We start from the raw sequence: 254 nt of genomic DNA, 5'->3' as shown, positions 1-254 counted from the left end.
CACGTACTCCGGGGCGTCGACGCCGTCGAGCGCCACGTCGTCCGTCGTCTCCGTTACCGGCTCGTCGCCGGCGTCCTCGACGACGTCCACGTCGATGCTCGACGACCCGTCACCGTTTCCGTCCTCCTCCGCGACGTCCTCGTCCGCGACCTCGTCGACCGGCGAGACGTCGATGTCACTCATACGCGGCCGTTCGCCACTCGGACTTGTGTACTTCCCGGTCCACGGCCGATGTTCGATAGCCGACACGTACG

The 254-nt window shown here is 67.3% G+C and carries 1 pseudogene; it reads right to left on the bottom strand.

The features are described 5' to 3' along the window. Window positions 1–183: pseudogene (locus SM755_RS23935) on the bottom strand (arsenic-transporting ATPase); the annotation flags it as partial. Window positions 184–254: the final 71 nt, after the last annotated feature.

It is taken from the genome of Natrialba sp. PRR66, assembly GCF_034808065.1.
Classification (GTDB): domain Archaea; phylum Halobacteriota; class Halobacteria; order Halobacteriales; family Natrialbaceae; genus Natrialba; species Natrialba aegyptia.
Note: the sequence above shows the minus strand (reverse complement) of the source record. Positions and strands in the feature narration are given on the sequence as shown.